A 25,864-nucleotide genomic window follows, 5' to 3' on the forward strand; every position below is an offset into this window, starting at 1 on the left:
AGCGATGACGCCGCTGCTGTAGTCAATGATAGGGGCTCAACGGCGGCTATTGGATGGGGCCAGAAATACAGTGACCGATGTTTCTCCTGGCAAACCAATGGTTGGAAAATCCAAGCCTTTAACAGATTCTGTGCAACTGCCATTAGTTAATGTGTTTTTAGAGGCGTTCCTCGAACTCAATAGCAAGCTGAGCGTAATACTTATCTAGGTTATGTTTCGTTTTCAAAACGCTAGCTTTTTTGACGAAACGCTCCCTTGTTGTGCAACTTCAGTTGCGCCGCAGCATAGAAACAACCAACGAAGGTTGTCAAAGCCCGAAACTGGAAAACCTTCGATTTTCAAATAAACATCGATGTAATCATTTTCCTTAACGTGGCCTGCCCACCAAAACCAGTCACGTTCTTCGCTAAAATATCTTACTTTGCCAACCTGACAACAGAGTTCATCACTTTTCACATCACAGAGTAAGTTTGTTTTAAACCAAGTTTCCAATAATTCATAGCTGTTTTCTGTGCGCCACTCTTCATGATATTCACAAATTTCTTCTACCGACAAAATCAGCATTAAGCATTCTTTTATTCGCTCAAAAACCAGCTCTGCATTACCATTACACTTAACGCTAACATGCATTAAGTCATATTCTTCTGAGCTATTAGCACCAAAAACTAGGCGTTTGAGTTCATCATTTAACATCTTTATCTCTCGAACTGTGGAAGTGTGGCTTTTCTATGTATGCCAAGTAGTTGGAACTTGAATGTTTTCAATTAAGAAATCGATAAATACTCGTACTTTCGCCGTTAACACATTCGATTTTGGATATACTAACCAAACAGCTGCGTTATCATCATATTTGTAGTCGAGCAGGACTCGGATCAAACTTCCTTCTTTTAATTCAGTGTGTACGTTCCAAATAGAGCTCATGCAAATGCCAAGACCAGCTTTAGCTGCTATGCGAATACTTGAGCCATCGTCACATATTACTCTCGATTTTACTGGATGAAGTGGAAAGGCATAACTATCTCCTGCTGCGGTAGAAACGAGCTTTCTTGTTTTATTGCTGTCAAACAAAATTAACTGGTGTTGCTCTAAATCGCTTGGTTCTTTAGGTATACCGTGCTTTTTGAGATAGTCTGGCGACACACATAAAATACGTGTATCGTCAGCTAGTTTTCGCCTTATAAGACTACCATCTTCAGCTGGGTAGTTGCGCAAAGCAAGGTCATAACCACCATCAATAAGGTTCATTTGGGTGTCGGATAGCTTTAACTCAAGATTGATTTGGGGATACTTGTCGGTGAACTTTGGTAAAATTGGTACAATAAACAACTGCGCAAACGTGCTTGAAGATGCGAAGCGCAATGTGCCGCTAACCTTCTTACTTCCGCGAGCCAATGCAGCTAAAGCAGCATCTTCTTGTGCTATGATTTCGCGTGCGTAAGGCAAAAACTCCATGCCTTCTAAAGACAGCGACATTTTGCGCGTTGAGCGGTGGAACAGGTCAGCTCCCATATGAAACTCTAGCTTTGATAAGCGAGCACTCGCAACAGATGGAGCTAAGCCGAGCGTTTACTGCAACGAAATAGATAACGATTACAAGAACCAAAGGGTTGAGATATTTCAAATTTTTAGCCTCGATTTTTAATTATTTGCTACATCCTAAAGTCAGTATAAAGAGATTTGCATGAAACAAAAGTATAATAAGATTATATGCTATTTATTAGTGCGGCGTCGGCTACTTGATACAGATTCTGCCTAGGTCCTTGCATTAATATGAAGCTCAGATGGCAATTGGTTTCGATAGAAGTTGGTCGCAAAGCATCCAAAAGCGGACATAGTATGAGTGTTTGCAACCTATAGCCAGACATCCATATCTTGACTACCAAGGATGGCCATAACATCTACCCAGTCCTGATTAATACGATAGTAAATAACATCAGCGCGATGAGGAAATCGTCTATAGCCTTGCCTAAAATGGTCGATTGATTGATAAGCTAGAGGTGTTGCTGCTATCTTTTCAAAGGCGTCAAAGAAACTTTGGAAATACTCATCAGCTTGCTTTTCACCAAATTCTTTATAGCCATAGACATATATTCGCCGTAAATCTTCTTTCGCTTCAGAAGTTAAACGGTACTTAGTCACCATCATTGACGCTATGTTTGAACTCCGAAAGCATTTCTTGAGGGGATTGATACACAAAATCGCTTTTTTCTGCTCGGTCAAACTTTTGATTAATATATTCGGCTCGTCTAGCTCGTCTAACTAAATCATTGATTAGTTCACTTTTGTTAGCGTAATCGCCAGCACTATCGACTTGCAGTTTGAGCCACTCGTCATTCTTTTCAGTTAGAGTTACGCTTTGCCTAGGCATATATTATTGCTCCTATTTAAGTGGTGCAATATTACACCAACCAATTTAGTCTTTCCACTTGAACTTTAGTCCAGATTTGTTTGATCGAAAAACGATAAATAGGAAGCGCAAGCGATACTTTCTGGGTGATAACAGGTATAAAGCAAATATTGAAGAGGAAATTAGGGCCTGCTTGTATTTAATAACGGTCATTCGAAGTTACTCCCGCACATCGCTAGAAATTTCATACACGTCATCACCGCAAAGGCGGTGATCTACCAATATGTGCCTAAATTTCAAATAAGAATTTGGCGTTGAGCATATATTGGTATGACTGAATTAGTATGATTTGTTGGGTTTTCAGGTGGGGTTAGGAGGTTACCGCCTTCGCGGTAATGACCGAGGGTGTTTTTGGTAATGACCGAGGGTGTTTTTGGCAATGACGTAAGATGTTGGAGGTAATGACCGAGGGTGTTCTTGGCAATGACGTAAGATGTTCGCGTAAATGAAGTAAGGTGTTCTTGGTAATGGTCTAGGATGTTTGAACATTAAATGTGTCCAATCGGTCCGCTTACTGCCTCATAGGAGCCAGTCATAACTTCAATAATTATCGTTAAAATGAATATTAAATTTACCGAAATTTTAAATTTGCTATGTCTGGTTTAGCCTCACAGCAGCCTACCAACCTTCTAAGAATCGCTCCTGAACTATGATGCATATTTATCAAGAACGATACTCCACCTTCAATCTACAACAACCTTTAGCTAGGCCTACCAATAAGTACCTACTTTGTAATTAATTATAATTCGTCCTTGCATACCTTGTAGTTCTATGTATAGTTATACATAGAACTACAAGGTATTAATTATGACACTGTCAAAAGATTTAGTAGCTGCATCGTCAACGCCATTAATATTATCAATACTTAGCCAAGGGGAAAGTTACGGCTACGCCATTATTCAACAAGTACATGAACTTTCAAATGGCACCATAACTTGGGCCGACGGCATGCTTTACCCAATCCTGCACAGAATGGAAAAAAAGGGCTGGATAGAATCTTTCTGGGGCCAAGCTGGTACAGGCCGTAAACGCAAATATTATCGCTTGTGTGTATTGGGGGAAAGCGAGCTTAAACAGCAGCGGCAACAGTGGCATCAGTTGTCGCAAATGATTAGTAAACTGGAGGCATAACATGTTTAACCTAGACTTAGCTGTGCATCAATGGTGCGCTCAGGTACTGCGTTCATATTCTATTAAAAATAGGAAAATAGATGAATTAAAAGACCATTTATACTGCTTAATTGAAAAGCATGAAGCTAATGGGCTTAATGAACAAGAAGCCTTCGAACGCGCCATTGAAGAGATTGGAAGCCAAGACGAATTAAAAGCACAATTCGACCAAAACTTAAGCTTATTAAACAAGCTTTGTACATTTGAATACGGCTCAATTGCCGACACCGCTCATCAAGGAGAAACTATTATGAAGCTACACAAAAATACGCAAATAACACAAGCCATATTATGGGCCACAGCTATGCTTGCTAGCGCACTGGTATTACAAGGAACTGAGCAAGCCCACACAGTAACTATGCTTATAATATTACCCTTGGCGCTTGTGAGTATATTCGCTACCCGCAAACAGTTTATGTGCAAACGAAATCAATTAGACAATTAAAGCAAACGCGCCTAGCTACTTTTTATTTAGATATAGGCGCTTTTTGTCTCTTTGTGATTCCACACACTCACTCTATAAAAACAAGCGCTCCTCATTAAAACTACATTCACACAACTCAAAAGCAAGACATCTCAGATACCTCTTGGTTTAACCGTCATTGTGCATGCAGCTATTACTATGCATTCATAGTAATGACAAACAAAGTTGTGGAAATTATAATCAAAAAAGTAGTAAGCTATTGAAACTAATAAGATATGGAGATTTTGGGCAATGACTTTCATCGGTTGTTACACTGAAGTCTGCGTAATAAGCTGTTAGGTACCACGACATGGAAAAGATTAAGCTTGTTCACCCTTATTGGATTAGAATTATTGGGTGGTGTTTTTTACCCTTGATGTTGATAGTAAGCTTATATTGTCTTTTCCTCCCTGTTTGGGAAGACGATTATAGTTTAGCGTTACTTGCTTCTGGGTTGTTTCTGGGTGGCGGCTGTCTTTATATGACGATAAATGCCTTGATGACATTGCCTTTCATGAATGTTGAATTAACCTTGTCAGAAATATCAATACAGGTTTCGAGTAAACGTAATGTTCTAGAAATGCCTTGGGAGTCTATTTCTAAAATCAGACACGTAGCTAGTACGCAAGTACTTCATCTGTATGATGAAAATGGTAAACGTTTCTTGTCGGTAACAGAGCAGTTGACTGGATACAATATTCTAGTGGGGATGCTAAGTGAAAAAAGCGGCCTGGAGGTTTAAAGTACCTAACAAATACATTAACCGGATTTTGGCAAGAGCGGCCAAAACCGGTTATGTAAGGTGTTAGAATTCTTAGGGAGAGTGCGATTGAATGTTGAAACCAAAAAGCAGCATTATGTTCCTCAATTTTTACTTAACAATTGGTCGTGTGGTAAAAAAAAGCGGCTACACATATTTGATAAAAAAGAATCAAAATCATTCTGTTCAAGTGTCAGGAACTCTGCTCACGAGAATAATTTTTATAACGATGATATTCTTGGTTACGGGAACAAAACTGAAACAAAGTTGTCCTCTTTGGAAGCTGATGTAGCTCCAATAATAAAAAAAATTATTTCTGCTGGGAGTTTAATAAGCATCACACAGGAAGAACATCATGTTTTGTGTTTATTTACGGCCGTTCAAATGCTGAGAACAAACTCAACTCGGGAATTTATTACCGATTTTCAAGAAATACTAGATAATAAGTTTGGAAGTATGGGGTTTGATATCGATAAAGATGAAAAGAATAGTTTTAAGCTATCAGATAAAGAGATCAAAAGTAGCTCAATCAATATACTTAATACCTTACCTGGTGATTTGTTAGAGCTATTTATAGATAAAGACTTGATTTTGCTTAAGGCGCATAGTGATTCTAGTTTCTATATTTCTGATAATCCAATTGTGAAACACAATAATATAAAAATTCCTCATAGAGGGAGTCTTGGTTTATCTCAAGAAGGAATTGAAGTTTATTTCCCATTATCACCGCACTATTGCCTTTTGTTTTTGTGTGAGAAAACTTCAACAACTATCCGTAAAAAATATACAAATTATAGAGCCCAAAGTGTACTTGGAACAACAAACCCTGATGTAGACTTAAGTAATTTGGAGTTCGTTTATGAAAGCCTAACAAACAAGGCTGTTCTACATACTTCTAAAGAGAATATAGAATTCAATAACTCCCAACAAGTTATTCAGTCCACGCGGTTTGTCTATTCAAACAACGCGGACTTTGATCTCGCGTTTGATATGCTCAAAACTAATCCTGAAATTGCAACGCAATCAAAGGTAGTAGATGGCAGTACAGTATTCTAACAAACGCTTCGGGCGGATGTTAGTTGCCAATCAAGGTGAGAAACTATGTTTTCAGAATTGGAAAAAATTGCAGAGGTTGATGAAAGCTCCCTAATTTTATACGCACGTCTTTGGCAACTTGAAAAGTGGCTCAGGGAAATGGTATATGTTGAGTTAAAAGCGAAAAAAGGTAGAAGCTGGTTCAATTTTAACAAAACTAAAAAGACCTATGAGTCAGATAAATCCGTTACTCATATACCCACATCCAATGACAACCCACTAAGTTTCACTACATTTACTGAACTGATTAAACTCATTCAAAATAATTGGGATCTATTCTCGGAGTACTTACCTCCGAAGTGCATATGGGAAGTGAAGCTAGAAGAGATTGTACACATAAGGAACAGGGTTGCTCATTTCAGAAGTGGCCACACGGATGACATCGAAAGATTATTACAACTCATGAGGGATATTGATAATGGATTCTGGAAGTTTTGTACTGATTATAATAATTTGCAGCCAGTAGTGCCTCCTGACAAGGATATAGTTGCGAAGGCATATGTTGATCTGAATCCATTTTCGTTTAAAGAAGTTGCTCCCAACGAATGGGCACAAATCGGATCGGCGCCCCCGGATTTGAGATACATTGTATCTATCTCTTCACAGAGACGGAGATGGGCAGAAAAATCTGTAGTTATTGATGGAACGCCTGGTTATATATACGACCTGAGCATTCATCTACGAGATAACAGACAGTTTGAATACTCCAAGTTTTTAGCGGAAACAACTAGGTATAAGGCAGAAATAATTCATATCTGTTTAGACACGTTTTCAAGTACAGTTCGAGTAACTATTCCAGCAATACTTGGTAGTGAGAAAGTTTGTAAGATTATTGATGGCCTGATCAATATCACAGAGCATTCAATAACAATACATCGGCCTACTAATAGTGATGATAATTCAGTACAAAAATTGTCTGAAGAATGGCCTGAATATGTACTTGGCCCCAAGAACCCTTTAACTTTTCTCGGGCCTGACATGCCATGCTCTTTTTTCAACGTAATAAAAAGCAGCTAACAAATCCGTCAATTACGCAGCTTAGCAATGCATTATGCCTCGGGGGTACAATGAGTAATATTCGATTTAAAGATGGGCGAGAACATAGGCTTACCATTAGCAAACCTACAGAAGCTGACCCAGTTTTGATTGTTTGTCCTAAATGCTCAAGTAAAGCTGTAGTTATTCCCCTCGGGGAAGATAAAGTCCGAGCATCTTGTGTTGAATGCGGATTTACCATGGATAAATCATCAAATGGGCGTACATTTTATTGGAATAGCGATAACCCAACTGATGGTCACTTTGGTTTTGACTTATGGTTAAGAACTAATTGTGTTGGAAATTCTTTATGGGCTTTCAATAAGGAGCACTTAAAGTTCTTGGAATCTTACGTTTCAGCCAATCTGAGAGAGAGAAAAGAAGATGAAGAATTGGGTTGGCGTAATGCTTCCTTAGCGAGCAGGTTACCCAAATGGATAAAATCATCAAAAAACAGAATTGCACTACTGAAGGCCATAAATGAGCTTAAAGCAAAGTTATAACAAACACAGCTTGTCGGAAAGCGTTTTTGCTTCCGCAGTTGCTAAAAGTCGTCCGCAACTGCGGGCCTTACTCAGCTTAAAAATGCTGAGCTTAATTCAAACTCTGGAGTTATAAAATGTCATCAGATAAAAAAGACAAAGCTAAATCACAAAAAGTTGGTGCTGGCATAGCTCTTGGTGTTGGTATAGGCTTGGCTATTGGAGCTTCAATGGGTAATGTTGGTGCAGGGTTGGCAGTTGGAATAGCGTTAGGTATCGCTTTTGGGGTTAATATGCAAAAAAAAGAAGACTCTAAAAAAAATGACAAATAGTTATCGTGTTCAAGCTAATTAATAAGGGCCAATCAACTGGAACATATGAAAAATAAATTTTTAAGTACGCTACAATAAAAATCATCGAACATGCGAAAAAAACTAATTGCGAATTTTATAAAGTAAATCACATAGTGTGCCTCTAATGTACTCACAAAATGCAAACCCAATCATTAGAACCCTAATAAAAAATCGCTAATTCCACCTAAAAACCACTATTAAAATTTCATTTTCGCGCTCATTTTATGTACTAAAACAATGCGCAAAGATTTAAAACTAAGCAAATAATACTTAATTATTTGTATTGAAAATAAATCTCCCTGCTTCACCCACCCTAGCGAAAAACACATAAATCATTGTTTATTAATGATTTTATTAACTTAAAAGGCTCCTTGTATGTAAACTAGTCGGTTTAATTAATTTGTTATTAATTGATTGTTCAATTAACATTAATGATATTGTCACATTGCCTCAGTATTCTAAAAACTCAAAATAAAATACATTCAACAGGAACTTTTATGAAACCTTACGTGCCCATGAAAAGAAGTTTAGTTGCACTATCTGTACTAACAGCGGTAACGCTAACGTCAATCTCAGCAACTGCACAAGAGGCCCCTGACAAGGACGCCGAAGAAAAAGAAGTAGAATCTATTCAAGTAACGGGGCGTAGTGTGTCGTACGCTAACAGCACTACGTCGTCAAATATGGTTAAGCAGCAAACCCCTATGACGAGCGCCTTGTCAATTATTGATAACCTGCCGGGTGTATTAATCAACGAAGGTGACCCGTTTGGTTCAGACGAATGGTCAACAAGTATCTCTATTCGAGGTTTTACTCTTGACCTAGAAGCGCAGCAAATAGGAATGACGGTAGATGGCATTTCTAACGGTAACTCTAACTACGGTGGTGGCACAAAAGCTAGCCGCTATATTGATACTGAAAACTTACTTAACATTGACGTATCACAAGGTACTGCAGACGTTAGCTCTCGTTCAAATGAAGCATTAGGCGGTACGCTTGATTTCAGAACAATTCTTCCAAGCTTTGACGAAAAAGTAACGGCAAGTGCAACCTTGGGTGAATTCAATGCCCAAAAATTCTATGTTCGCTACGATACAGGTGAAATAGCACAAGACACCTTTGCTTGGGTATCACTGTCAACTCAGCAAAATGATGACTACATCGACGGCTCAATAACCAATACGCGTGATCACGCAGAAGCGAAAATAATCAGCCGTGTTAACGAAATAGATTTAACCGGTTATTTCAGTTATGACGATGCACAAGAATACACCTACCAACGTATTTATGGTTTGGGTCAGTATGAACAAAACCCAACTTGGGACGGTTTAACCGAAGACTGGAGCGGTATTCCTTATCAAGACCAAGTATATCGTGGTGGCTGGACAACAGAACGTGAAAACATATTCACCTACCTTAAAGCTGATTTCATGGTGGGCGAAGTTGATGTAAGCACTAACGTTTATTATCATAAAAATGAAGGAACTGGCGGCTGGATACCTTACTACATGGTAGACGTAACTGACGACGGCGCAGGCAATCCTCATTCAGAGCTTGACGCATCAACAACCGTTTTAGGCGGCGCGTCACAAGGCCTTATTTATTTTGTTAACCGTGCCGGTGAATCGGTATCCCCCATTGCCGAGTGTGAAAGTGCGGTTGCCTTCCCTTACGGTGGCGGCGGTGCAGCAATTGATCCTGGCTGCTACGAGCAAGGTGCTATTCCAGTAAGTTCTCGTCGTCATAGCCATTACAACAAAGAACGTTACGGTATTAACGCTGACTTTGTGTGGAATACTACGATTGCAGGTATGGCAAACACATTACGAGGCGGTTTTTGGTATGAAGATTACCAACGCGAAGAATACCGTGACTGGCATAAAACCATTGATGCAGCTTCTGGGCCGCGTGCTGAAAATAACCCTTATTGGATTCAATACAGCCGTGAATTCCCAGTTGAAACATTAATGTATTATGTTGAAGATGAAATAGACGCTGGTTTCGCGAAACTTCGTTTAGGCGCAAAACAATTTAATGTTGACGTAGCAAAAGACGATCGCTTTACTGCTGCAAACAATCTTGACGTGTCTTCAGATTCAGATGTATTAATTTCAGCAGGTTTTGTTGCGCCAATCAATGAGGGCTTAGAGTTCTTCGGTGGCTACGCTGAAAACTTTGCAGCCATTAAAGACGCTGTTTTAGAACGCGATGATGCCGACGTAAGTTTGGTTGAACCAGAAACAGCAGACAACATTGACGTAGGCTTACGTTATTCAAGCCCAGGATTTAACGCTAGCATCACCCACTATAACATCAAGTTTGACAACCGTATCACGTTCATCAGCAATGAAGATGTTAACGGTATCGACTTTTTAGAAGCCGCAGCGGGTGGTTTTGTAAATGATGGTGGCGTGGAGTCTGACGGTATTGAAGCTTCAATTGATTACCGATTAAGCGATACGTTTTCTGCATATGTGTCATATACGAAAAATGACTCAACCTACACTGACGACGAATTTCGCGGAAAAACGGTTCTAGGTAGCGCACAAGACATGGCCGTATTAAGCATTGATTACACTAAAGGCGATTTTTATGCTGGCTTTAGCACCAAATATGTAGGCGAGCGTTTCTTAGATCAGGCTAATACTCAACGCGTTGATTCTTATACTGTGAGCGATTTGTATTTGGGTAAAACTGCATACGATATTGGCGGTTCAATCGAGAGTATTGAAATGAGCCTAACCATCAATAACGTATTTGACGAAGAGTATCTTGGTTCAATCGCGCAAAATGCGGGTTGGATTGGTGCACCAAGAACAGCCGCGTTTAACATAAAAGTGGTTATGTAATATATAGCTAAGCCACATGCGCGTTATTGCGCATGTGGCAATTTTATTTACACAAGGTTACACCTCGCATGTTTAGATTATTTACACTTTGTTTAATATTATTCTCCTCAGCAGCATATGCTGATGCACCATCGCGCATCCTATTTGGTTCGTGTTCACATCAAGACAAAGACATCCCTATTTTCGAAAGTATTATTGACGAAAACCCAGACCTATTCATATTTCTTGGCGACAACGTTTATGGCGATACTGAAGATATGGCCTTGCTACAAGAAAAATATCAAAAACTAGGTGCAAAACCTGGTTTTCAAAAGTTAAAAGAGCAAACAGAACTTATTGCTATTTGGGATGATCACGATTACGGCGCTAATGACGCAGGTAAGCACTTCCCACAAAAAGAAGCCTCGCGAAATATCATGCTAGATTTTTGGGGCGAGCCCGAGCAATCAATACGCCGTACCCGAGATGACGGTATTTATACGGCTTACGAATACGGGGAAGGCGAACAAAGTATTCATGTTATTTTGCCCGATCTTCGTTGGAACCGAGATGACATCGCACATGTTACACCTGCGCAATACGCCAGTGATCGTAAGCCTAAGAATATGGGCCCATACAGTGTGCACAGCAACCCAACAGCCAGTATGCTTGGCGAAAAGCAATGGTTATGGCTTGAAGAAGAATTACAAAAGCCATCACGTATTAAAATCATTGGGTCTAGCCTTCAATTGCTAGCTGACTTTACTGGTTGGGAATCATGGGCAAATTTCCCTGCTGACAGGCAGCGTTTGTTCTCGTTAATTAAAAAGCACAAAGTGAATGGCGTAATACTCATTAGCGGTGATACTCACTGGGGCGAAGTGAGCTATTATGATGAAAACATTGATTATCCATTATGGGAAGTTACCGCTTCAGGCCTTACTCAAGAATGGAAAGAAGTAAGCCCTAATAAACACCGCATAGGGCAATATACGAGCAAGGTAAATTACGGTGCATTAAACGTAGATTGGGAAAAAAAAGATCCTACTATTTCGCTAGGGCTGTATGATGAGTCGGGTAGTGTTGTAAATGAACATACGTTCAGATTATCAACTCTTGAACCCTATCAGTAAATATAGTTAAAAGAGATTGCCATGCCAAAAGTAGGAATGGAGCCAATGCGCCGCCAGCAGCTAATTGATGCAACCATAGACGTGGTTGCAGAAGTTGGTTTAAAAAGTGCCACTATAAACCTCATTTCGCGTCGTGCCGGAATGTCGTCGGGCATTATTAGCCATTATTTTGGGGGCAAGCAGGCCTTAATTGAAGCGTCAGTAAGGTATTTGCTTACTCAGTTAAAAATGGTGGAGCTTTCGCAAACACCGCATGAAAGGTTAATGAAAATTGTTGATCTTAACTTTTCTGACCTTCAACAAGCCGATGCCAGCACTAAAACATGGCTAAGCTTTTGGGGCCAATCAATGCATGACCCTAACCTTTACCGTTTACAAGAACTTAATAAACGCCGTTTGGTGAGCAATTTACGCTACAGCTTTAAGCAGTTACTGCCTACTGAAAAAGCGAGCCAAGCAGCAGAAGTGACAGCCGCCTTAATAGATGGCTTTTGGCTTCGCTGCGCACTAAGCCGCGCGAATCATGAAAAATTTAGCGAAGCGAAAGCGCATTGCAAACACTATATAAATGATGTGCTTAAACAGCACAGTATTACTTAAACATTATTCATAAACTCCGGAGTTATCGTTGTCTTTTACACTACTTAAAAACTTCATTGATGGTTGCTACATTAATAATAGCAACCATGCCACTTTTGACGTCATTAACCCAGCAACAGCTCAGGTTATTTACGCCGTGCAAACAGCATGTAAAGCTCGTTTAGACGACGCTATTAGCTCTGCTCAGAAGGGCTTTCAAATTTGGTCAGCCACCCCTGCTGTTGAGCGCGCGCGCATTTTGCAGCGAGCAGCGAATATTCTTCGAGCGCGCAATGATGAACTTGCTAAAATTGAAGTGAAAGATACCGGTAAACCGTGGCAAGAAGCATCGGTGGTAGATGTGCAAACAGGCGCAGATGCCATTGAATACTTTGGCAACCTATGCACCTCCACCATGGGCGAACAGCAAAGTGTGGGTAACGATTTTTTCTACACACGCCACGAACCTCTTGGTGTATGTTTAGGTATAGGCGCATGGAACTACCCTATACAAATAGCCTGTTGGAAAGCTGCCGTTGCGCTAGCGGCTGGTAACAGCATGATTTTCAAACCCTCTGAAGAAACGCCACGTGGCGCAAGTATGTTAGCTGAAATATTTATTGAAGCAGGCGTACCACCAGGCGTATTTAACGTAGTTCAAGGCGACGGCGCAGTGGGAGACTATTTAGTTAGGCACCCTGCTATTGCAAAAGTATCGTTAACCGGTGAAGTTGGCACAGGTAAAAAGGTCATGGCTGCGGCAGCAGGCTCATTGAAAAATGTGACCATGGAGCTTGGTGGTAAATCACCCTTGATTGTATTTGAAGATGCCGATATTGATGAAGCGGTAACCGGTGCCATGCTGGGTAACTTCTACACGCAAGGCGAAGTTTGTACCAATGGTACGCGAGTATTTGTGCATAAAAGTTGCTACAACGATTTTGTTACTCGCTTAGTTGAGCGCACACGAAATAATGTAATTGTTGGCGACCCATCAGACCCTGCTACCAACTTAGGTGCGCTTATTAGTGAACCTCATATGCAAAAAGTAATGTCTTACATAGAGTTAGGTAAACAAGAGGGAGCAACACTTGCATTTGGCGGCGAACGAATAAGACCGCAAGGTTGCGAAGATGGCTATTTTGTTGGCCCAACTATATTTACCGACTGTACCGACAACATGCGTATTACCCAAGAAGAGATATTTGGGCCGGTTATGTCTGTTTTAACATTTGAAACAGAAGACGAAGTTATTACGCGTGCTAACAATACCGATTACGGCCTAGCTGCGGGTATTTTTTGCAAGGATATTCGACAAGCACACCGAGTGATTGCAAAATTACAAGCGGGTATATGCTGGATAAATGCGTATGGCAATTCGCCTGTTGAAATGCCTGTTGGTGGTTATAAATTGTCGGGCATAGGCCGTGAGAACGGCGTTGAAGCGCTACGAGCTTACACACAAACAAAATCTATTTACGTGGGTATGGACAAGCTTGAAGGGCCATTTTAATGGGCCTTAGCAATACCGAAAGTTTTGATTATATAATTGTTGGGGCAGGCTCTGCCGGGTGCGTGTTAGCGAACAGGTTAAGCGAAAACGCGCAAGTGTCGGTGTTACTAGTAGAAACAGGTGGTTCAGACCGCAGTATTTTTATTCAGATGCCCACTGCTTTATCAATACCCATGAATACAAAAAAGTATGCATGGCAGTTTCATACCCAACCCGAACCTTTTTTAAATAACCGTGAAATGCATTGCCCTAGAGGTAAAGTCCTTGGTGGCTCTTCATCAATAAACGGAATGGTTTATGTACGCGGGCATGCCCGTGATTTTGATGAATGGCAAGAACACGGTGCGCAAGGCTGGGATCACCAACATTGCCTCCCTTATTTTAAAAAAGCGGAAGACTGGGCTTTTGAAGAAAATGACTACCGCGCAACAGGCGGGCCGCTTGCCGTAAATAACGGCAACAATATGCAAAACCCTCTGTATCAAGCCTTTATTGATGCCGGCGTTGACACAGGATACATGCAAACAAACGACTATAACGCCCATCAGCAAGAGGGCTTTGGCCCTATGCATATGACGGTAAAAAACGGTGTGCGCTGGTCAACCGCGAATGCATACTTAAAGCCGGCGATGAAACGCGCCAACCTAACAATAAAAACAGGCGTACAGGTTGAAAAAATTCTGCTTGAGAATAAAAAAGCCGTAGGGGTTGAATTTTTTTCAGGCAATAAGAAAAGCAAAGCATTTGCAAATAAAGAAGTTATTTTAAGTGCAGGCTCAATAGGCTCTCCTCATATTTTGCAGTTATCGGGTATTGGCGACGAAACAACCCTCATGCAGGCAGGTATTGAAACACAACATCATCTGCCGGGCGTGGGTCAAAACCTACAAGATCACTTAGAGTTTTATTTTCAATACCGCTGCAAACAGCCTATTACCCTAAATAGCCAATTAGGCCCATTGAGTAAACTTGCCATTGGCGTGCGTTGGATATTATTTAAAACAGGATTAGGTGCAACCAATCACTTTGAATCATGCGGTTTTATTCGCTCAAAACCTGGCGTTGAATGGCCTGATTTACAGTATCACTTTTTGCCTGCAGCGATGCGCTACGACGGCAAATCGGCGTTTGACGACCACGGTTTCCAATTACATATTGGCCATAATAAGCCTAAAAGCCGTGGCTGGGTGAAGGTAAAAAATGCCAACCCTACCACACCTCCGGAAATTCAATTTAATTACTTGCAGCATCCAGATGATATTGAGGCATTTAGAGCCTGCGTGAGGCTGTCTAGAGAGATTATTGCACAGCCTGCTATGGATGCGTACAGAGGCAAAGAAATTCAACCCGGAGAGCATATTGTAAGTGATGAAGACATTGATGCATTTGTGCGCGAGTTTGTAGAGAGCGCTTATCATCCTTGCGGTACTTGCCGAATGGGTGATAACAGTGATGACATGGCCGTTATTGACTCAACAATGCGGGTACGAGGGATTGAAGGCCTTCGCGTAGTAGATTCGTCAGTGTTTCCAACGGTGCCAAATGGCAACTTAAACGCGCCTACCATTATGGTAGCTGAACGCGCCGCTGACATCATTAAACAACAAGTGCTTCCACCTGTTCAGGCTACTGTTTATCAAGATGAGCACTGGCAAACCCAACAACGAAACAATGCGCCAAAGCGGACTATACCATGTTGATTTTGGTGAGTGTGGGCATGCTATTTTTTATGGCGATGGTGGTGTTCATATTGACCCGCTGGGGAAAACTTGAGTTAAACGGGCGCTACCCTGTTTCAACCCTAACATTTGTTGCCATACTATTCACATCAGGCCTTGATGTGGGTTTAATTATGTTTCCGTTAACTGAGTTTCCGGTGTATGCCAATACTTTAGAAAACGCTGAATATGCCTTTGCAAACCCACTGGCAATTGAGTTTGGTTTTTGGGGTTTTCTTGTATGGGCAATATACTTTGTCACCTGCTTTTACTTTTGTGCCATTGAACCTCGTGTGAAGTTTTTCGAAATACCGTGGGTAAAATGGATTAATAATTTCGTTATTATTGGCACATGCGCATTTACTGCACACCTTTTGTTCGCCAATTTAAGTTGGTATTTACCTTCCATTGCTATTGAAAATGGTTTTCCTTGGTATTACACGCTTATTGTAGGCGCCACTATTTTATTTGCGGTTTATTCAAGTACAGACATCAAATTCGTTAAAGTATTAAGCCTGTCATCTGGGGGCTTATTTTTAGCGTTAATAGTGTTACTTGGCGTTACAGCGCTTATGTCTTCTCGTATTTCAGGTTCAGATTTAGTCAGCACGCTTCCGCTTATTTCTGAGTACTTCTTACACTTAGAGAAGTTTGTACTGCCCATTAACGATTACCATGCATTTTACTTATTTTGGTGGTTTGCTTGGAGCATTATGATAGGCCAGTTTACCGCAAGGTTTGTAGGCAGTATGAACACCACAAAGCTCTTTATTGCGATGCTAGTATGGCCTTCGTTATCAATTGGGCTATGGTTTAGCGTATTGTATTTGTTTCATTTAAAGGGTTTGGAAACTACCGGGCTAATCAATATTGCCATGGTGCTTGTAGGAATCGTGTTTGTTATTAACTCATTAGATTCACTTATTCGCTTGTACTCTGACAACTTACAGCTAACGGTTGCCCGTTTTGGTAAGCAAAAATACATGATGCTGCACGCGTGCTTGATGATCACCCTTACGGTACTTTTCAGTTTACAGTTTATCCGCATTCAATGGGTAGGCGCGCTTGTTATAGCGGTAAGTCTGTGTTGTTTTGTATATATAATCGTTAATAGAAACAAACTCACACTACCGAAGGCCGCCACTGTACTGAGCGCAACAAAAGAGAATCAATAAATACAATTGTTAATATAGCGGCAGAATAAGAGCAATGGCTGCGCTACGCGCACTTTGCTCGGGCCGCGAAATTAATCGCTGGCGCTATACTGATACACACTAATGTTGTTTTTGCCTTGTCGTTTTGCCGCATATAGCGCTTCATCAGCACGTGATAAAAGCTCTTCTGACAAATTACCCGAGTATTCAATACCCGGTTTTACACTAACGATTCCAAACGAACAGGTGGCAGAAAACGAACTAGCGTTTTGCCCAAATTGTGTTTCCTCAATGCGTTTTCTAATTCTCTCAAGCACGAGTTGCGCATTGTTTTCGCCTTGTTGTTCGGTAAGTAAAATAACAAATTCATCACCACCTAAACGAGCAATACAATCAGACGGTTTAATACTCTCTTTAATTAATACGGTAAGTTGTTTTAATAATTCATCACCGCTTACGTGTCCGTAGCGGTCATTTATAGACTTAAAATCGTCAATATCAAATACGCAAACCACCAAAGCTGATGATTCATTACTTGTGAGTAAATCTATTTCTTCTGCTAACTTAATTTCCAAATATTGACGCGAAAACGCCTGAGTAAGATGGTCAAACATCAAGCGATTACTCAGTTGCATTTTTTCTTCGTAGAGTTTGTCAATATGAAGTACTAAAATCCAAGCAATACTGCAGGTCACCATAAATGAACCAATCCAAGTAAGCGGTGGAAAATCAATTAGTTGAATACCTGTAAAGGTGTCACATACTCCGGTAATCATCCAAACTATATTTGCAAACAACAGCAATTGAACCGCACTAATATTATTATTGGTATGCCGCCTGCGCTGCCTAATATACACCTTTACAAGAATGTAAATGCAGTACATTGCTAACATTAAAATCCATAAACCCCACACTTGAAATATAAGGCCATACTCTAAGCCTACGTAGAATTTTGATGTGGAGTAGAAGGCTTTTATAAGAAAATATTGGTTGGGTACTAGCGCAATTAACGCAAATACTGCGCAAATGTAATAGCTCCATTTAAGAAACGCGGGGGCCTTGTATCTAAAAAAAGCGATATAAAAATGAAGACTCAACACTATGGTAAACATAGCGCCAATAACGGTTATTCGGTTAGCAACATTGAGTATATTAAGATTATCGCCCGAGTTGAGCAAAACGCCAAAAGCACTGAAAAAAATACCGCTAACAACAGCGGATAAAGAAAATATTAAATAGTATGCGACAGACTCTTCGTATCGATATTTTAAACGATAAAAGAGGAGCATAAAGAACAAGCCTAATATAAAGCTTATGCTTGCCGTAATAAATAAAGGTAAAGACAATATGCTAATCAAGATTACCTTTGCTCTCTTGTTGTTAGTTTTGCAGGCCTAGATCACCCTAACATTTTTTGAGCGATTAGTGCTAACGAATCTCTGCATTTATTGCTTTATTTTTCGCTAGCACAATCTTGTATTATCGGGTACCGAAAATTTTGTCACCCGCATCCCCTAAACCAGGCAATATATAACCTTGTTTATTCAGGCGGTCGTCAATTGACGCAAGATATATATCAACGTCAGGATGCGCTGAAGTTACCTCTTTAATACCCTCTGGTGCGGCAACCAAAAATAAGCCCATGATATTGTCACAGCCCTTCTGCTTTAGTAAATCTATGGTGGCTACCAAAGTGCCTCCAGTGGCAAGCATTGGGTCAATAATAAGCGCCGTGCGGTTAGCAACATCTGCAACCACCTTGTCAAAATAGGCAACGGGTTGAAGCGTTTCTTCGTCTCGATATAAACCCACCACGCTTATTTTGGCATTAGGAATTAAGGTTAACACGCCATCCAACATGCCAAGGCCGGCCCTGAGTATGGGAACCACCGTCATTTTTTTCCCTTTAATTTGCTTAACCGTAATGGGCTCGCCTGCCCAGCCGTTAATATCAACATTTTCCGTTTCAATATTGCGAGTGGCTTCATAGGTAAGCAAACTACCTAGCTCGTTAGTTAATTCTCTAAATTCTTTACTACTGATATCAATAGCACGCATAAGCCCTATTTTGTGTTGTATCAGTGGATGTTCAATTAAGTGCACAGCCATCGTTTATAAGTCCTTTCGTGAAAAGTTAATTTACAGTACTCAAGTTCATTGTTTCTGAAAAATACATTACTGACTAATAGTTGGGTTTACGCTTATTTGAGTTTTCGTGCGCGTAAACTTTTTCCCTTCACTTTATGTTCGCGAAAGTGAGCTAAAGCACGTTTTACGCTTCGCTGTTTAATTGCAACGTACGACTTGTCATGGGTAATTTGCATTTTACCTATATCATCTTTCACAATTTCTGCTTGTTTAATAAGTGCACCAAGCAAATCACCTTTACTAATCTTTTGCTTTTTACCGCCATCAATCATTACGCACTCATGTTCAGGCAACGCAATTCTATTGGCGTGAAAACGTAAGGCTTGAATGTGTTTAACCGGAATATGGCTATTAGTAAGCTCAGCTATTTGGGCTAAGGCTTTTTGCTGGTTGTCTTGAATTAAGGTAATGGCTGTGCCGGTTTGCTCAGCTCGCCCAGTTCGCCCTACTCTGTGGGTATGAGTTTCTGCTGAGTCAGCCAATTGAGCGTTAATAACCAAATCAACTTGGTCTAAATCTAATCCACGCGCGGCTACGTCAGTAGCGACTAATACATTACACGTTTTAATAGAAAATTGTGTGAGCACTTGCTGGCGTTGAGCTTGGGTTAAATCACCGTGAATGGTGTGAACACTAAACCCCATGCCTAACAGTTCATCGCACAAGGCTTGTGTTTCATGTTTGGTTTGGCAAAACACCATACAAGATTGCGGTTGATAATGCGTTAGCAAGGCAGCAACAGCATACACCGAACGATCATCCTGAATTTGATACCCAAGCTGCGTAATTTGAGAATGCTGTTCATTATCTTCTACCTCAATTACTGCAGCTTTTTGCAAGTACTGCTTAGTTAAGCTTTGAATAGCAGAACCAAAAGTAGCGGAAAACAACATGCTATGTCGGGCTTTAGGCAAGGCATTTAAAATCCAGCCCATTTGATCAGCAAAGCCCATGTCTAAAATTCTATCGGCCTCATCTAGTACCAAGGTTTTAACTGCGCTTACGTCTAATTTTTGCTTGCTTATAAGATCCATTACGCGCCCTGGCGTGCCCACCACAACACTAGGTGCGTGCACTAAAGATGCAATTTGAGGGCCTATAGATATGCCGCCAACTAAGGTCAGTATTTTGGTATTAGCATGATGCTTTGCTAACAAACGTAATTGCTCAGCTACCTGCTGCGCAAGTTCTCGGGTAGGGCAAAGCACAAGGGTGTGTACTCCGCTATGCCCCGCTTCTTGCGCCTTAATTAAACTTTGTAATGCACCAAGGCCAAACGCGAGGGTTTTACCTGAGCCAGTTTTCGCTTTTACCGCTGCATCTTGCCCTTCTAGTACTACCGATAAACAGGCCTCTTGCGCCTTAGTTAAATGCGTATAGCCTAAGTCAGCCAGTGATGACTGCAAAGCCCCTTCTAAGGGGTATTCACTAAAGGCTTGTGGTGTGTGGGTGTTAGTAGTATTCATAAACTAAGCAAGTTTCCAATTTAGTGTTTGCCCAGCAAAAAATGGGACTATTTCATCATTTGAAGGCAATGTAACAAGTTCAGGCACCTGCCAATCTTGTTGTTCAAGGGTAATTGTTCCTTCGTTACGCGCTAATCCGTAAAAATCAGGCCCATAGTGGCTAGCAAAGCCTTCGAGCTTATCAAGGGCATCTAGTTGATCAAAAATTTGAGCATAAAGTTCTATTGCACTCCACGCACTATAACAACCTGCGCAGCCGCATGCGTTTTCTTTCTTATGCTTTTCATGGGGCGCTGAATCGGTACCTAAGAAGAACTTTTTAGAGCCCGATGCCACAACCGCTTGCAATGCTTGTTGGTGAATGTTTCGTTTTAATACAGGCAAACAATAATTATGCGGGCGAACACCGCCCACTAATAAGTCATTACGATTTAACAGCAAATGTTGCGGCGTTATAGTAGCCGCCACGTTGTTTGAGCTGGCCATTACAAAGTCAGCGGCATCTTTAGTGGTAATGTGTTCAAACACAATTTTTAAGTTTGGAAAGTCATTTACAATATCTTTTAAGAAAGTATCAATAAACGCTTTTTCGCGGTCAAAAATATCAATATGCGCTTGCGTCACTTCACCATGAATTAACAGAAGCATGCCCACTTCTTGCATCTTTTCGAACACCGGATATAAGCTTTTGATGCCTTTAACCGCCGCATCTGAATTAGTGGTTGCGCCAGCGGGATATAGTTTACTTGCCACAATACCAGCGGCTTTGGCATTTACTATTTCGTCAGGGCTTGTATCGTTTGTTAAAAATAAGGTCATTAATGGTTCGAAAGTATCGGTACTAGGTACCGCAGCCAGAATTCTTTCTTTATAAGCAAGCGCAAGCTCGGTTGTTGTTACCGGCGGAACCAAATTAGGCATAACAATAGCGCGATTAAAACAACGTGACGTTGCGGGCACAGTTTCAGCGAGCATATCCCCATCTCGAAAATGTAGATGCCAGTCATCGGGTGTTTGGATCGTAATTTTGCGCATATATTAATACCTCAATTTGGAAAACAATTTATGCGCGTAATTATGCCTTAAAAGCGCACTTGATGCACAATTAATAGCACTCAGCTTGTTTGTTCAACGAACATTAGTTTATACTCAAATTTGAAAGTTTTTGCCTAATAAGCGGTCTATTTCCTAGGATATAAAAACAAGCTCTGTTTCAGGTGGTTTGTTTAACCGTATTTGCAATATTTTAATTAACGCCCTGTACAGAATTAGTCTTAGCATGGCAGTACAGGAGTCAGTTCGCTTGCCAGCACCTGCCACATATACCATTAGCATTAACAACCTTATTCCAAAAGCATCTTGGCCTACGCGAACCTTTGTTCGTGTGCTTGACCGTATTTTAGGTATAGCCAAAATGAATAGCCTGTATCAACTACATAATATGCAAGGTTTAAACAAAGAAGCTTTCGCAGACAAGCTTATATCCTTGTTACAATTAGATGTAAGGGGCATTGCTGAACTGCAAGCCAAAATTCCCAAAACCGGCCCGGTAGTGTTAGCCAGCAACCATCCTTTTGGTGGCATTGAGGGGGTAATTTTAGCAAGAGTGATTGGCCAAGTTCGCCCTGATTTAAAAGTACTTGCCAACAAAGGCTTGGGCATATTTAAAGAACTAAAAGACTATTTTATTTTTACCAATCCATTATCAGAAAAAGATCCCCAAAACGGCCCTTCGCTTCGACAATGTATTAGGCACGTTCAAAATGAGGGAGCGCTTTTACTCTTTCCTGCCGGCCGTGTTTCATATTACCAAGATGAAAAACAAGGCGTAAGTGAGCATCAATGGAACAAGATTGTTGGCCGTTTAGTAGGAATTAATAATGTGCGTTATGTGCCTATTTTCGTAGGCGGTACTAACAGTAAATGGTTTTATAGATTAGGCCGCGTGTATTACCGTATTCGTATGCTAATGTTGGCCCGCGAACTACTAAATAAAAATGGCAGTACAGTGCAATTGTGCGCAGGACAAGCCATAAAAGCGTCGCTCATTAAGGGCAATAATTATCAAGAGAAAGCCGATATATGCCGAGCTTTAAGCTACGCGCAAGATAACAACTGGCAGTATAAATGGCCCGAAGATAACAGTGTACAAATGCAAGCTATTCAGGCTGAAATTGCGCCATCTATTATTGCACTTGAATTGGCCGCCTTACCTAGCAATCAATTGCTCGTACAAACCGATGAGTACAGCGTTTATTTTGCCTACCAAGCACAAGCGCCTCACATTGTGAGTGAAATAGCTCGCCTACGAGAAATTGTGTTTAGAGAACACAACGAAGGTAGCGGAGAGCCTCTTGATACTGACCACTTTGATGCAACATATACACACTTATTTATTGTTAAAAATGAAACACAGCAAATAATGGGCGCCTATAGAATGGGCCTAAGTGACAGGCTTATTGAAAAAGACGGCCTTGATGGCTTATATCTGCATAAAATGTTTGATTTTAAACCGCAATTTGTGAACCGCACCGAACCCTGTATGGAAATGGGTCGCTCATTTTTAATTCCAGAGTTTCAGGGCTCTTACCAAGGTTTATTATTACTTTGGCGAGGGATTGGCGCATTTGCTTGCCTGTATCCACAATACCGTACGCTATATGGTACCGTTTCTATTAGTAAGCTTTATGATCCTAAAAGCGTAAAATTAATTGAACAAGTTTTGATTGCACCTGAAAATCGTGAACATGTAAGACCTCGAAACGAGTTTGATTTCAACTTGCATCACGAGATTGCCGACTTACACCATTCTCAAAGCCTTGATACTAACCTAAGTGCATTACTAGCAAGCATTGAACATGACGGCAAAGATATTCCTGTATTGGCTAAGCAATACCAAAAAATGGGGGCTAAATTTCATGCGCTAGGTATTGATAAAAGCTTTAATCACACACCAGGGCTTCTATTGAGTGTTCATTTACCTAGTGCACCTGCACGTTTGTTAAAGTTATATTTAGGTGATGCAGCCGAACAATACAAGGCATATAAAGTAGAGTAAATTACTTTTATTTCAATCATGTACAGCCCCTAAACCGTTCAAAAAACACACTTTCGAACAAAAATTGAACTAAAACCTATACTTTAGCACTATTCTGCCGTTAACTTGTTAAGTTGAAAATTTCCACAAATCCTTAACTCACTTCAGTGATAACGAGCTTTCTATGACAATGAAGCACAAACTAGTAATGACTTTAATTCTATTGGCAATTTTGCCTATGGCTGTATCTATTGTAGCTAGCACCCTAGTTGCTAAAGATAGTGGAAGCGATGCATTATTGCGTCAAACAGAGCTTAGGCTTATTTCAGAACGCGAAAGTAAAAAGCGTGAATTAGAAACGGCTTTTGAGTTATATAGAAATCAGATTGTAACAAAAGCCAGCAGTACAATGACTATTGAAGCTGCAAATAGCATGATAGCACCTGCCGATTACTATGCTGATAGTGTTATTACTGATGTAAGTATGGCGCAAATGAAAGCAGCCGTAGAAGACTACTATCAAAATAAATTTGGTGCTGAGTATGCTCGCAGGAATTCAGGAAAAACCGCTTCCATTGCGCAAATGCTAGGCAGTTTGAGTGACAACGCCATTGCACTTCAATACAGCTATATTGCTGCAAATACCCATCCATTAGGTGAAAAGCACAACTTAGATAAAGCGCTTGGGCAGTCTGTCTATAATGATGAACATGCGAGGTATCATTCTAGCTACCGCAATTTTGTGGAAACTTTCGGCTATTACGACCTTTTCATAGTTGATTCTGACACCGGGAATATTATTTATTCAGTGTTTAAAGAGCTCGACTTTGCTACATCGTTAATTAACGGGCCATATGCTCAAAGCGGCATAGGAAAGGTATTCAAAGAAGCCAATGCAGCCAACGAAGCCGGCGCCATTGCCATGGCTGACTTTGCATCGTATTTACCCTCTTACGATGCACCGGCTTCTTTTATGGCAACTCCCATTTTTAGTAATGGACAAAAAATTGCGGTGCTTATTTTACAGCTGCCAGTAGAGAAAATTGATGAGATAACCACCAGCCATGAATCTTGGAAGGATATTGGACTAGGTGTGAGTGGTGAAACGTATTTAGTAGGTGCAGATAGTAAAATGCGTTCTGTGAGCCGATTTTTTATTGAGTCACCTGAAAAATACATGGCATCTGCGAAAGCCCATGGCCTTGATGATACAACAGCCAAGATTATTGGAGCACAAGGCACTACTGCTAATTTGCAAACAATAAAGTCAGATGTGTTTAAACAAGCCATTGCTGGTGAATCGGGTTTTGGGGCATCGGTAGATTACAGAGGGATACCAGTGCTAACCGCTTACGCCAAGCTTGATATACCTGGGCTTGAATGGGCCATTTTAAGTGAAATGGACGTAGCAGAAGCGGTTGAACCGGCTAAAGACCTATCTAATACCTTATTACTATCCTCAGCCATTGTAGCGTCCATACTTTCTATTTTTGCGATAGCCTGTGGCTTGTGGTTTAGTAACAAACTCACTCGGCCTATTGAAAAACTGCAAGACGATATTGAAGAGATAGAACGCAACTCAGATTTGGCCACTCGCCTGCGAGCAAAACCTAGCGATGTAACCGCCGGCATTGTTGGCTCGTTAAATAAAACCTTTGAAAAAATCCATGGCATAGTGAATACCGTTGCTACCAATAGTGATCAAATGCTGCACGCCGCAGACAACGTTCGCCAAGTAAGCGCATCGGCAAGTACGGCCATGGCGCAACAAAATGCTGAAACCGATAGAGTGGCAAAGGCTATGGATGAGATGACAACAACGGTAGATGAAATAGCCAATAATTCAAGTGACGCCAATACCGCAGCAAATGATGCGAATCAGCAAGCTCAGCAGGGTAACCAAACCGTAATTGATGCCAGCGAGTCTATTAATGATTTAGCACAAGCGGTAAAAGAAGCCGCTTTGGTTATTAATAAACTGGCCAGTGATAGTGAAAGCATAGGCAGCGTATTAGATGTAATTAGAGGTATTGCTGAACAAACCAACCTACTTGCCTTAAATGCAGCTATTGAGGCTGCTCGAGCAGGCGAGCAAGGCCGTGGATTCGCGGTAGTTGCCGACGAAGTAAGAACACTAGCAAGCCGAACCCAAGAATCAACAGAAGAAATACAAGCTATGATTCAAACCTTGCAAACGGGGGCTGCAAACGCCGTAAGCGTAATGAACAGTGGCGAGAAACAAACTGAAACGAGCGTAAATAAAGCGCGTGAAGCTGCTGATGCCTTGCAAAAAATATCAGCGGCAATAACGCACATAACACAAATGAACCAGCACATTGCGGAATCATCAGAACAGCAACGAGCAATGAGCAATAATGTAACTAGCAGTATTGATGCAATTAAAGAAATATCAATATCAACCACCCAAGGTGCCCATCAAATGGAAACTGAAAGCAGCGAGCTTACGCAAATAGTTAAGTCGTTGAAGAAAGCGGTTGGACAGTTCCGTTTGTAGCACAATTG

Annotated in this window: 24 protein-coding genes and 1 pseudogene; 16 read left to right on the forward strand and 9 right to left on the reverse strand. The window is 40.9% G+C overall.

Annotated features, from left to right (window positions below):
* Positions 1-222: 222 nt before the first annotated feature.
* The 5 genes and pseudogenes from ACOI22_RS08340 to ACOI22_RS08360 all read right to left on the reverse strand — a co-directional run bounded on the left by ACOI22_RS08340 (position 223) and on the right by ACOI22_RS08360 (position 2,368).
* Positions 223-693, reverse strand: coding sequence for a hypothetical protein (locus tag ACOI22_RS08340; protein WP_420671565.1), 471 nt, complete (start codon positions 691-693; stop codon positions 223-225).
* Positions 694-726: 33 nt separating this feature from the next.
* A complete protein-coding gene (locus tag ACOI22_RS08345; RefSeq protein ID WP_420672345.1) occupies positions 727-1,473 on the reverse strand; it encodes a substrate binding domain-containing protein in 747 nt (248 codons plus the stop codon).
* Positions 1,465-1,551 (reverse strand): annotated as a pseudogene (locus ACOI22_RS08350) (helix-turn-helix domain-containing protein); the annotation flags it as partial. The gene ACOI22_RS08345 and the pseudogene ACOI22_RS08350, both read right to left, overlap by 9 nt.
* A gap of 300 nt (positions 1,552-1,851) precedes the next feature.
* On the reverse strand, positions 1,852-2,145 hold the full coding sequence (locus ACOI22_RS08355) for a type II toxin-antitoxin system RelE/ParE family toxin (protein ID WP_311362571.1): 294 nt from the start codon (positions 2,143-2,145) through the stop codon (positions 1,852-1,854).
* On the reverse strand, positions 2,132-2,368 hold the full coding sequence (locus ACOI22_RS08360) for a ribbon-helix-helix domain-containing protein (RefSeq protein ID WP_420671566.1): 237 nt from the start codon (positions 2,366-2,368) through the stop codon (positions 2,132-2,134). The genes ACOI22_RS08355 and ACOI22_RS08360 overlap by 14 nt, the downstream gene beginning before the upstream one ends.
* An 846-nt stretch (positions 2,369-3,214) precedes the next feature.
* Between ACOI22_RS08360 and ACOI22_RS08365 the strand changes: the two genes are divergently transcribed.
* The 13 genes from ACOI22_RS08365 (at position 3,215) to ACOI22_RS08425 (ending at position 16,711) form a co-directional block, all read left to right on the forward strand.
* Positions 3,215-3,538 carry a PadR family transcriptional regulator gene (locus ACOI22_RS08365; protein WP_420671567.1) on the forward strand — a complete coding sequence of 108 codons (324 nt, stop codon included), beginning with the start codon at positions 3,215-3,217 and terminating at the stop codon, positions 3,536-3,538.
* A 1-nt stretch (position 3,539) separates the two neighbouring features.
* Complete coding sequence (locus ACOI22_RS08370) at positions 3,540-4,022, forward strand: permease prefix domain 1-containing protein (RefSeq protein ID WP_420671568.1); 483 nt, start codon at positions 3,540-3,542, stop codon at positions 4,020-4,022.
* Between the two features lie 328 nt (positions 4,023-4,350).
* The gene (locus tag ACOI22_RS08375) at positions 4,351-4,782 is read left to right on the forward strand and encodes a hypothetical protein (protein WP_420671569.1); all 432 of its coding nucleotides are present in this window, start codon (positions 4,351-4,353) and stop codon (positions 4,780-4,782) included.
* A gap of 87 nt (positions 4,783-4,869) precedes the next feature.
* The gene (locus ACOI22_RS08380) at positions 4,870-5,856 is read left to right on the forward strand and encodes a DUF4238 domain-containing protein (RefSeq protein WP_420671570.1); all 987 of its coding nucleotides are present in this window, start codon (positions 4,870-4,872) and stop codon (positions 5,854-5,856) included.
* 45 nt (positions 5,857-5,901) lie between these two features.
* The gene (locus ACOI22_RS08385) at positions 5,902-6,912 is read left to right on the forward strand and encodes a Swt1 family HEPN domain-containing protein (protein WP_420671571.1); all 1,011 of its coding nucleotides are present in this window, start codon (positions 5,902-5,904) and stop codon (positions 6,910-6,912) included.
* Between the two features lie 50 nt (positions 6,913-6,962).
* The gene (locus tag ACOI22_RS08390; protein WP_420671572.1) at positions 6,963-7,433 is read left to right on the forward strand and encodes a hypothetical protein; all 471 of its coding nucleotides are present in this window, start codon (positions 6,963-6,965) and stop codon (positions 7,431-7,433) included.
* Between the two features lie 116 nt (positions 7,434-7,549).
* Complete coding sequence (locus ACOI22_RS08395; RefSeq protein ID WP_420671573.1) at positions 7,550-7,744, forward strand: hypothetical protein; 195 nt, start codon at positions 7,550-7,552, stop codon at positions 7,742-7,744.
* 518 nt (positions 7,745-8,262) lie between these two features.
* A complete protein-coding gene (locus ACOI22_RS08400) occupies positions 8,263-10,614 on the forward strand; it encodes a TonB-dependent receptor domain-containing protein (RefSeq protein ID WP_420671574.1) in 2,352 nt (783 codons plus the stop codon).
* 68 nt (positions 10,615-10,682) lie between these two features.
* On the forward strand, positions 10,683-11,726 hold the full coding sequence (locus ACOI22_RS08405) for an alkaline phosphatase D family protein (RefSeq protein WP_420671575.1): 1,044 nt from the start codon (positions 10,683-10,685) through the stop codon (positions 11,724-11,726).
* Positions 11,727-11,747: 21 nt separating this feature from the next.
* Positions 11,748-12,326 (forward strand): transcriptional regulator BetI, encoded by a 579-nt coding sequence (gene betI / locus ACOI22_RS08410; RefSeq protein ID WP_420671576.1) that lies wholly within the window; start codon positions 11,748-11,750, stop codon positions 12,324-12,326.
* A gap of 28 nt (positions 12,327-12,354) precedes the next feature.
* Positions 12,355-13,818: a betaine-aldehyde dehydrogenase gene (gene betB / locus ACOI22_RS08415; RefSeq protein ID WP_420671577.1), complete on the forward strand. Its 1,464-nt coding sequence runs from the start codon at positions 12,355-12,357 to the stop codon at positions 13,816-13,818.
* Positions 13,818-15,518 carry a choline dehydrogenase gene (gene betA, locus ACOI22_RS08420; RefSeq protein WP_420671578.1) on the forward strand — a complete coding sequence of 567 codons (1,701 nt, stop codon included), beginning with the start codon at positions 13,818-13,820 and terminating at the stop codon, positions 15,516-15,518. The genes betB and betA overlap by 1 nt, the downstream gene beginning before the upstream one ends.
* Positions 15,512-16,711 carry a BCCT family transporter gene (locus tag ACOI22_RS08425; protein WP_420671579.1) on the forward strand — a complete coding sequence of 400 codons (1,200 nt, stop codon included), beginning with the start codon at positions 15,512-15,514 and terminating at the stop codon, positions 16,709-16,711. Before betA ends, ACOI22_RS08425 begins: the two co-directional genes overlap by 7 nt.
* 71 nt (positions 16,712-16,782) lie before the next feature.
* Here ACOI22_RS08425 and ACOI22_RS08430 read toward each other — a convergent pair whose 3' ends face one another.
* Entirely contained in the window at positions 16,783-17,583 is an 801-nt protein-coding gene (locus tag ACOI22_RS08430) for a GGDEF domain-containing protein (protein ID WP_420671580.1), read from the reverse strand.
* Positions 17,584-17,775: 192 nt separating this feature from the next.
* On the opposite strand from ACOI22_RS08430, the gene ACOI22_RS08435 reads away from it, so the two are divergent.
* The gene (locus ACOI22_RS08435; RefSeq protein WP_420671581.1) at positions 17,776-17,913 is read left to right on the forward strand and encodes a hypothetical protein; all 138 of its coding nucleotides are present in this window, start codon (positions 17,776-17,778) and stop codon (positions 17,911-17,913) included.
* Positions 17,914-18,169: 256 nt separating this feature from the next.
* On the opposite strand, the gene upp is transcribed toward ACOI22_RS08435, so the two are convergent.
* The 3 genes from upp to pyrC all read right to left on the reverse strand — a co-directional run bounded on the left by upp (position 18,170) and on the right by pyrC (position 21,339).
* Entirely contained in the window at positions 18,170-18,799 is a 630-nt protein-coding gene (gene upp / locus ACOI22_RS08440) for a uracil phosphoribosyltransferase (protein WP_420671582.1), read from the reverse strand.
* Positions 18,800-18,891: 92 nt separating this feature from the next.
* Positions 18,892-20,304 (reverse strand): ATP-dependent RNA helicase DbpA, encoded by a 1,413-nt coding sequence (dbpA, locus tag ACOI22_RS08445; protein ID WP_420671583.1) that lies wholly within the window; start codon positions 20,302-20,304, stop codon positions 18,892-18,894.
* A 3-nt stretch (positions 20,305-20,307) separates the two neighbouring features.
* Positions 20,308-21,339: a dihydroorotase gene (gene pyrC / locus ACOI22_RS08450; protein ID WP_420671584.1), complete on the reverse strand. Its 1,032-nt coding sequence runs from the start codon at positions 21,337-21,339 to the stop codon at positions 20,308-20,310.
* 244 nt (positions 21,340-21,583) lie between these two features.
* Here pyrC and ACOI22_RS08455 point away from each other — a divergent pair, with 244 nt between their 5' ends.
* Complete coding sequence (locus ACOI22_RS08455) at positions 21,584-23,362, forward strand: lysophospholipid acyltransferase family protein (protein WP_420671585.1); 1,779 nt, start codon at positions 21,584-21,586, stop codon at positions 23,360-23,362.
* Between the two features lie 163 nt (positions 23,363-23,525).
* Entirely contained in the window at positions 23,526-25,856 is a 2,331-nt protein-coding gene (locus ACOI22_RS08460) for a methyl-accepting chemotaxis protein (protein WP_420671586.1), read from the forward strand.
* Positions 25,857-25,864: the final 8 nt, after the last annotated feature.

This window comes from Glaciecola sp. 2405UD65-10, from assembly GCF_048820975.1.
Taxonomy (GTDB): domain Bacteria; phylum Pseudomonadota; class Gammaproteobacteria; order Enterobacterales; family Alteromonadaceae; genus Glaciecola.

Bases quoted from the DNA above. Each gene is read 5' to 3' on its own strand.
- ACOI22_RS08340 (WP_420671565.1), bottom strand. From the start codon at position 693: ATGTTAAATGATGAACTCAAACGCCTAGTTTTTGGTGCTAATAGCTCA.
- ACOI22_RS08345 (WP_420672345.1), bottom strand. From the start codon at position 1,473: ATGTCGCTGTCTTTAGAAGGCATGGAGTTTTTGCCTTACGCACGCGAA.
- ACOI22_RS08355 (WP_311362571.1), bottom strand. From the start codon at position 2,145: ATGATGGTGACTAAGTACCGTTTAACTTCTGAAGCGAAAGAAGATTTA.
- ACOI22_RS08360 (WP_420671566.1), bottom strand. From the start codon at position 2,368: ATGCCTAGGCAAAGCGTAACTCTAACTGAAAAGAATGACGAGTGGCTC.
- ACOI22_RS08365 (WP_420671567.1), top strand. From the start codon at position 3,215: ATGACACTGTCAAAAGATTTAGTAGCTGCATCGTCAACGCCATTAATA.
- ACOI22_RS08370 (WP_420671568.1), top strand. From the start codon at position 3,540: ATGTTTAACCTAGACTTAGCTGTGCATCAATGGTGCGCTCAGGTACTG.
- ACOI22_RS08375 (WP_420671569.1), top strand. From the start codon at position 4,351: ATGGAAAAGATTAAGCTTGTTCACCCTTATTGGATTAGAATTATTGGG.
- ACOI22_RS08385 (WP_420671571.1), top strand. From the start codon at position 5,902: ATGTTTTCAGAATTGGAAAAAATTGCAGAGGTTGATGAAAGCTCCCTA.
- ACOI22_RS08390 (WP_420671572.1), top strand. From the start codon at position 6,963: ATGAGTAATATTCGATTTAAAGATGGGCGAGAACATAGGCTTACCATT.
- ACOI22_RS08395 (WP_420671573.1), top strand. From the start codon at position 7,550: ATGTCATCAGATAAAAAAGACAAAGCTAAATCACAAAAAGTTGGTGCT.
- ACOI22_RS08400 (WP_420671574.1), top strand. From the start codon at position 8,263: ATGAAACCTTACGTGCCCATGAAAAGAAGTTTAGTTGCACTATCTGTA.
- ACOI22_RS08405 (WP_420671575.1), top strand. From the start codon at position 10,683: ATGTTTAGATTATTTACACTTTGTTTAATATTATTCTCCTCAGCAGCA.
- betI (WP_420671576.1), top strand. From the start codon at position 11,748: ATGCCAAAAGTAGGAATGGAGCCAATGCGCCGCCAGCAGCTAATTGAT.
- betA (WP_420671578.1), top strand. From the start codon at position 13,818: ATGGGCCTTAGCAATACCGAAAGTTTTGATTATATAATTGTTGGGGCA.
- ACOI22_RS08425 (WP_420671579.1), top strand. From the start codon at position 15,512: ATGTTGATTTTGGTGAGTGTGGGCATGCTATTTTTTATGGCGATGGTG.
- ACOI22_RS08430 (WP_420671580.1), bottom strand. From the start codon at position 17,583: ATGTTAGCAATGTACTGCATTTACATTCTTGTAAAGGTGTATATTAGG.
- ACOI22_RS08435 (WP_420671581.1), top strand. From the start codon at position 17,776: ATGAAGACTCAACACTATGGTAAACATAGCGCCAATAACGGTTATTCG.
- upp (WP_420671582.1), bottom strand. From the start codon at position 18,799: ATGGCTGTGCACTTAATTGAACATCCACTGATACAACACAAAATAGGG.
- dbpA (WP_420671583.1), bottom strand. From the start codon at position 20,304: ATGAATACTACTAACACCCACACACCACAAGCCTTTAGTGAATACCCC.
- pyrC (WP_420671584.1), bottom strand. From the start codon at position 21,339: ATGCGCAAAATTACGATCCAAACACCCGATGACTGGCATCTACATTTT.
- ACOI22_RS08455 (WP_420671585.1), top strand. From the start codon at position 21,584: ATGGCAGTACAGGAGTCAGTTCGCTTGCCAGCACCTGCCACATATACC.
- ACOI22_RS08460 (WP_420671586.1), top strand. From the start codon at position 23,526: ATGACAATGAAGCACAAACTAGTAATGACTTTAATTCTATTGGCAATT.